The organism is Acetobacter sp. AN02 (assembly GCF_029759835.1).
In the GTDB taxonomy this organism is placed as follows: Bacteria; Pseudomonadota; Alphaproteobacteria; order Acetobacterales; family Acetobacteraceae; genus Acetobacter.
This window is the reverse complement of record NZ_JAJJND010000113.1, coordinates 1-6,197: the sequence shown is the minus strand read 5'-3', so window position 1 is coordinate 6,197 and position 6,197 is coordinate 1. Positions and strand designations below refer to the sequence as shown.

Sequence of the window (6,197 nt, the reverse complement as noted above, 5' to 3'; positions counted from 1 at the left end):
GCATCTGTCTGTTTCCCTCAAAACCGGGAAAACAGTCTGCACAGGAAGCCGGAAAGTACAACACTCACGGCACACGCTCAGCCCTTAACTGACGACACGCCGTAGTCAGATTCAGACAGCAGCGAAACAGCCGATTGCATCCCAGCGCCTCAGGGCCTCAGCGGTGGCGCACACGCTTCCTGTGCCGGGTGACCGGACGGCGCGTTCCCGCCGGATGCGTATAAAGATAATGACGACGGGATTCGGCCATTAGACAGCGCCCCCGCGCCGTCCGGCTCGCAATGTCATTACAACTGCTCAGCGTCGTTGAATTCCGTCGCGCCTCCTGACGCGGAGTCAGATGGGAATCCCCGCCACAGGCAGACAGCAGGACAGCAGATAACGACAGAATGGCAACGCGCTTCATAATCCTCCTCATATGCACGGACACCCCGGCAGGCAAGAAGAGAGTGAACCGATACTCTCCACGACAGAGATAAAAAAACGGTGTCCCGCGCGCGCTCCCCGATCCGGCAGAAAACGCAGGCCACAGATCAGAGTCCGCAGAATTAAACAAGAAAATAAAAATAAAATATAGTAGTATATGAATATATAAACGAAAAATATAAATAATATAAACATATATTTACTTTAAAAACAAACAAATAAATAAAACTTCACATTTTTTTCACAAAATGATAGTGTAACCCACACGGGCCAGAGTCCCGAAGATACAAACAATCCGGAACTGGAGATATCTTGCTGCTGAATTACGCGGCCCTGTCGCATTTACCCCCCGGCGTCCATCGTCCCCGCTTCGATCCCGCAGCCCTCGGACGGGGAATCGTGCATCTCGGGTGCGGAAATTTCCACAGAGCGCACCAGGCCGTCGCAACACAGGCCGCCATCGGGGAAGAGGGAACGGACGGACTCCGCTGGGGCATCGTCTCCGCCGGAATGCGCAGGCCCGACCTCGCCCGCAAACTGAACAGGCAGGATAATCTCTACACACTCCTGACACGCGAACCCGCCGGAACCGTCACATCCGTCATCGGCGCGATCCGGGAAGCCATCTTCGCAGGAGATGACCCCGCAGGCCTCCCCGCCAGAATAGCCGATCCGGAAACCGCCATCGTCACCCTCACGGTCACAGCCAGCGGATATTACCAGATGGCCGACGGCGGACTCGATCCGGCCGCAGACGACATCATCGCAGACCTCAGAACCGCCCGCCCGCGCACCGCGCTCGGTATCCTCACCCGCGGCCTCGATATCATACACAGGAAAGGCGGAACCCCGCCCGTCATCATCTCCTGCGATAACGTCAGCAATAACGGCGTCACGCTGCGCCAGGCCGTGCTGGATTTCGCCGCTCTCGAAGGCAACGACGCCCTCGCCGCATGGATCGGCCGCAACGTGCAGTTCCCCGATACCATGGTGGACAGGATCGCACCGCCCCTCTCAGACGACGATATCGAAGATGCCAGAAAAAACCTCGGAGGATACCAGGACAAGGTCCCGGTCTCGGCAGAACCCTGGTTCCGCTGGATCATCAGCCGCTTCGACGGCCCGCGCCCGCGCTGGGAAGCCCATCCGGGAACGAAATTCGTCGGGGATGTGGAAGTCTTCGAACGCGCGAAACTCCAGATGCTCAACGGTGCCCACATGCTCCTGGCCTATGCCGGAGGCCTCGCCGGCCTGAACACGGTCGCCGAAGCAGCGGAAGACCCCACCCTGGGGCGGATCACCGCATATTTCATGCGGAACGAGCAGACCGCCGGTGTCGATCTCGCCCCGGAAGATCTCAATGATTACGCACAGCAGCTCATGACACGCTTCCGCAATCCCGGAATCGTACATGACGTGGAACGCATCGGACGCAACGGATCGGCCAAAATGGCTGCACGCATCATCAGACCGATGCGGGAAAATATTGAAGCCGGAAAACCCGTCACCTGCGCCCGGCTCCTCGTGGCCTGCTGGATCCGCTGGTTCGCGCTCCACGAGCAGGAAGCGCTGGAAATCTCACTCACGGACCCCCGGGCCGACACCCTGCGTCAGATCTGCGCGGAAGCACGCGATGACCACAAAGCCCAGGCAGAAGCCTTCCTCGCCATGGAAGAAGTCTTCGGCCCGCCACTGCCGGATCACGAAACACAGGTCGCGGCCATCGCCCGGATCCTGCGCCGCCTGACAGAAGAAGACGTCCCCGCCCTCTTGTCAGAAATCGCAGCGGAACTCTGATCCCCGGACCGGGATCAGGACATCCGCTGCAGCCACTCGCGCACAACGGTCAGATCCGTGACGACGGCCAGAGCCTTCTCACGGATCTCATCCGTCGGTTCCAGAAGATCAGGAATCACAATCACACGAATCCCCGCCGCATGCGCCGCACGCGCCCCGGAATGGGAATCCTCAAGCGCCAGACAGAATTCCGGAGCAACCCCGATTTTCTTCGCAGCCGTAAGATAAGGCTCCGGATCAGGTTTGCCGCGTGTTACGTCATCACGGGTGACAACAGCATCAAACCGCGTCCCCAGACCGACAAGATCAAGATGGTGAACCGCACGATACCGGCTTGAGGACGTCGCAATGGCACGCGGCAGACGCAGATGATCCAGCAGATCAAGCAGCGGCAGAACGCCTTTCTTGAGCACAAGACGCCCCGTATCCACATACTCGCGCAGACGCACTTCCTGACGGGCGAAAAAATCCTCCATCGGAAAATCCGCGCCATACGTCTCCTGAACCAGCGTGCGACACCCGTCTGCCGCCACACCGATCATGCGGCGGCAGAACGACATCGGCATGTCAACGCCAAGATCACGCCCCGCATGAACAAGCGCCTCCATCGCCAGACTCTCACTGTCGAGCAGAAGCCCGTCCATATCAAACACAACCCCCCGCACGGGCGATCCTCCGTCCGGAAGAAGATCGGCGGGTATCCTGGTAACAGACATGATGTCTCCTCATACGATGGTGTGCGGAACAGTCGTGATCCGCACGTATATATCAGAAAATCAGGCAGATTTCCGGGTGATGTCCGGACCCGTCCACGGACCCGTCTCCGGACGGTTCACAGGCGGAGATATAAGCCGGTCCGGCCAGGGTGCCTCCCCGGGTTCGGCAGACACGAGAGCCGTGCGCCCCCTGGGCAGACACTCAGGCATCTCGGCCCGCAGACGCGTCAGCATCCGCTCCCGCAGGGCGCAGCACATGTTCCACATCATCCCCGCATTCACCGTCGCCGCAATCATACGGATATTGATCGAATGCGTATTGATATCCGTCACCTGACAGGCCGTATTGCCACGATCCCCGTCCCAGCCGGGACATTTCTCAATCTCCTCGTCAAAGATGCGGCGGACGGCGGAAATATCCGCATGATAGTCCAGAGCCAGCATGACGGTCCCGACCAGAGACGGCGCACTGTGCGTCCAGTTCTGAAAAGGGTTTTCCAGAAACCAGGAAATCGGAACAATATACCGGCGGCGATCCCATGTCCGCAAAACCACATAGGTCGCGTTGATCTCCTCAACCCAGGCCCAGTCCCCGTTGAGAATCAGCATGTCCTCAATGCGGATCGGCTGCGTGAACGCGATCTGGATACCGGCAATCAGATTGGAAAAAACCGTTCTGGCAGAAAGACCGATCACAAGAGACGCCGCACCGGCGGACGCAAAAAGCGAAACACCATACTGCCGCACGGCCGGAAACATCATCAGGGCCGTCGCCACGACAATCACGCCGAACGTAAATTCACCCAGACGATGCAGAACACGGATCTGCGTCTGGTGCGAACGCGCGGAAATATCCTCGGTTCCCTTAAGACGCGTGATCCGGTCGCGGTATTTATTGACCCCCAGACGAAAGGCCCGGATCAGACCAAACCCGAGCGTCAGAATGAACAGACAGGCAAAAGACCTCGAAAGGGTATAAAGCGTCGCATCCGAATACCCCTGCATCACCGGAAGTGCCGCAATCAGCGCAAGCAGCATCATCAGAACACGGACATGATTCTTCAGGCTGAACGCCACATCCCGGATCAGCGGAATACGCCGCAGACCAGGAAGCAGAGGCAGAATTCCCGTAATCGCCCCGCCTGAAACCAGAGCAATAAACGCCACGACAATAAGGATGATCGTGGAGGCAACAGACGGCGGAAGCCAGGCAATGGTCGTGCTGAGCTCCGTCAGAGTCGATCTGTACCAATGCTCCGCCATACTGTTTCCTTCGGACAGGTAAAAGACAGGATAAGGAATGACAGCGCAGAGCCCGGGGCTCCGGCCGGCCGGGGAAGTGCCGCCATATCCGCACCCGGCGGAACATGTCCCGAAGCAGCAGGATCTTTCACCCGCGAAGCAGAATCGGGACCATACCGCACGCTTTTCCCTCTTCCTCCCGCATATCGGAAAATAAAGAAATATCTTCAGATATACTATGGATATCGGAATAAAACGTCATGAGTGCGATGAAAGTTCACACGGAAAAATATTTTTCAGGTATTGAAAAGTCAACATCTGATAAAATAATTTGTGAAACACAAAATAAAATTAAAAAAATCCTTACATAATAAAGAATTATAATAAATTTTATAAAAAATGAAAAAAATCGTGAAAAATTCTTCACATTCGTGTATGACATGCAGACCATGACTGAAACTTCATACGCGCCACAAACCGCACGGACGGCATCCGTGTCATTTGAAAATACACCGATCGAGGTCTCGCCCAACGCGAAACGGACGCTGCTTCTGTCCGCACTTGTCGCAGCAATATGCGGCGGGCTGTACGGATATGACACAGGAATCATCTCCGGCACGCTCCCCCTGATGGGAGAGGAATTCCACCTCAATGCGGGGATGAAGGAAAGCGTCGCCTCCGCCATCCTCCTCGGTGCCGTATTCGGTGCGTTCGGCGCGGGAAGTCTCTCGGAGCGGTACGGACGCAGAACCACAACCTGCCTTGTCAGCGCCATTTTCGTGCTGGGCGCGCTCGCCTGTAGTATGGCGCCGGATGTCCGGTCACTCATCGGCGCACGCCTGGTCCTCGGCCTCGCCGTGGGCGGCTCCACACAGGTCGTCCCGATGTATATCTCCGAACTGGCCCCGCGCGAACGCCGCGGCACGCTGGTCACGATGTTTAACGTGGCCATCGGCATCGGTATCGTCGTCGCCGCCGTCATCGGCCTGTTCGAACGGACAAACTGGGGATGGAGGCCGATGATCGCCATCGCCGCAGGCCCCGCCGCAATCGTCTTCGTCTCCACCTTCTTCCTGCCCAAAAGCCCGCGCTGGGCCGCAGAAAATGAAGGCGTGAAAAGCGCGATCGCCAGCCTCAGCCGCATCCGGACAACCAGAAAGGCCGTCCGGTGCGAAATGCGCGACATCCACGAAACCACGGAAGGCGTCGATCCCGACAACCGCGGCTGGCGCGGCCTGTTCCAGCCCTGGGTCCGCCCCGCCCTGGTCGCAGCTCTTGGCGTGGCCTTCTTCACCCAGTGCGGCGGCCTGGAAATGATGATCTACTACGCCCCGACCTTCCTGAGCGACGCAGGATTCGGCGCCTCATCCGCCATGCTCGCATCACTCGGCGTCGCCGTCGTCTACTGCGTCATGACATTCCTCGGATGCCTCTTCGTGGACCGCATCGGCCGCCGTCGCCTGATGCTGGTCATGGGACCGGGCGCAGCCCTCGCCCTGATCGGCCTCGGCGTCATGTTCATGACACGCCCCGAACCGGGAAGTCTCGGCTCCTGGCTGATCGTCGCCTTCCTGCTGCTGTTCATGATGTTCAACTCAGGCGGCATCCAGGTCTGCGGATGGCTGCTGGGCGCGGAAATGTTCCCCCTCTCCATGAGAGGCCAGGCCACATCCCTCCACGCCGCAACGCTGTGGGGCGCAGACCTGCTCGTGACAAGTACCGCACTCACCATGGCCGAAGATATCGGCCTCACCTGGACGATGTGGTTCTACGCCTTCGTCAATATCGCATCGATCGCGTTCGTCTTCTTCTTCGTCCCGGAAACCTCCGGAGCCTCGCTGGAAGATATCGAGCACGCCCTGATGGAAAAGCGCTTCCGTCCGACAAAAGGACACACCGCAATCGCCCGCAGCGAAGATCAGGACGAAACTCTGATCCCCGGGTAATCCCCTCATAAAAAGAGTGGCTTTTGGATGAGAATTTTCTCAGCGTGAGGATGAGGAGATTCTGATGAAG

At 58.1% G+C, this 6,197-nt stretch carries 4 protein-coding genes; 2 read left to right on the top strand and 2 right to left on the bottom strand.

What is annotated here, in order from left to right; all coding sequences use genetic code 11:
- Positions 1 to 738 precede the first annotated feature (738 nt).
- Positions 739 to 2,223, top strand: coding sequence for a mannitol dehydrogenase family protein (locus LOC54_RS10890; protein WP_279313836.1), 1,485 nt, complete (start codon positions 739 to 741; stop codon positions 2,221 to 2,223).
- Between the two features lie 14 nt (positions 2,224 to 2,237).
- Here LOC54_RS10890 and LOC54_RS10885 read toward each other — a convergent pair whose 3' ends face one another.
- Together LOC54_RS10885 and LOC54_RS10880 are read right to left on the bottom strand one after the other, a co-directional pair.
- The gene (locus LOC54_RS10885) at positions 2,238 to 2,939 is read right to left on the bottom strand and encodes an HAD family phosphatase (RefSeq protein WP_279313835.1); all 702 of its coding nucleotides are present in this window, start codon (positions 2,937 to 2,939) and stop codon (positions 2,238 to 2,240) included.
- 60 nt (positions 2,940 to 2,999) lie between these two features.
- Complete coding sequence (locus tag LOC54_RS10880) at positions 3,000 to 4,202, bottom strand: mechanosensitive ion channel family protein (RefSeq protein WP_279313834.1); 1,203 nt, start codon at positions 4,200 to 4,202, stop codon at positions 3,000 to 3,002.
- A 419-nt stretch (positions 4,203 to 4,621) separates the two neighbouring features.
- Between LOC54_RS10880 and LOC54_RS10875 the strand changes: the two genes are divergently transcribed.
- The gene (locus LOC54_RS10875) at positions 4,622 to 6,127 is read left to right on the top strand and encodes a sugar porter family MFS transporter (protein WP_408740347.1); all 1,506 of its coding nucleotides are present in this window, start codon (positions 4,622 to 4,624) and stop codon (positions 6,125 to 6,127) included.
- The last annotated feature ends 70 nt before the right edge of the window (positions 6,128 to 6,197 follow it).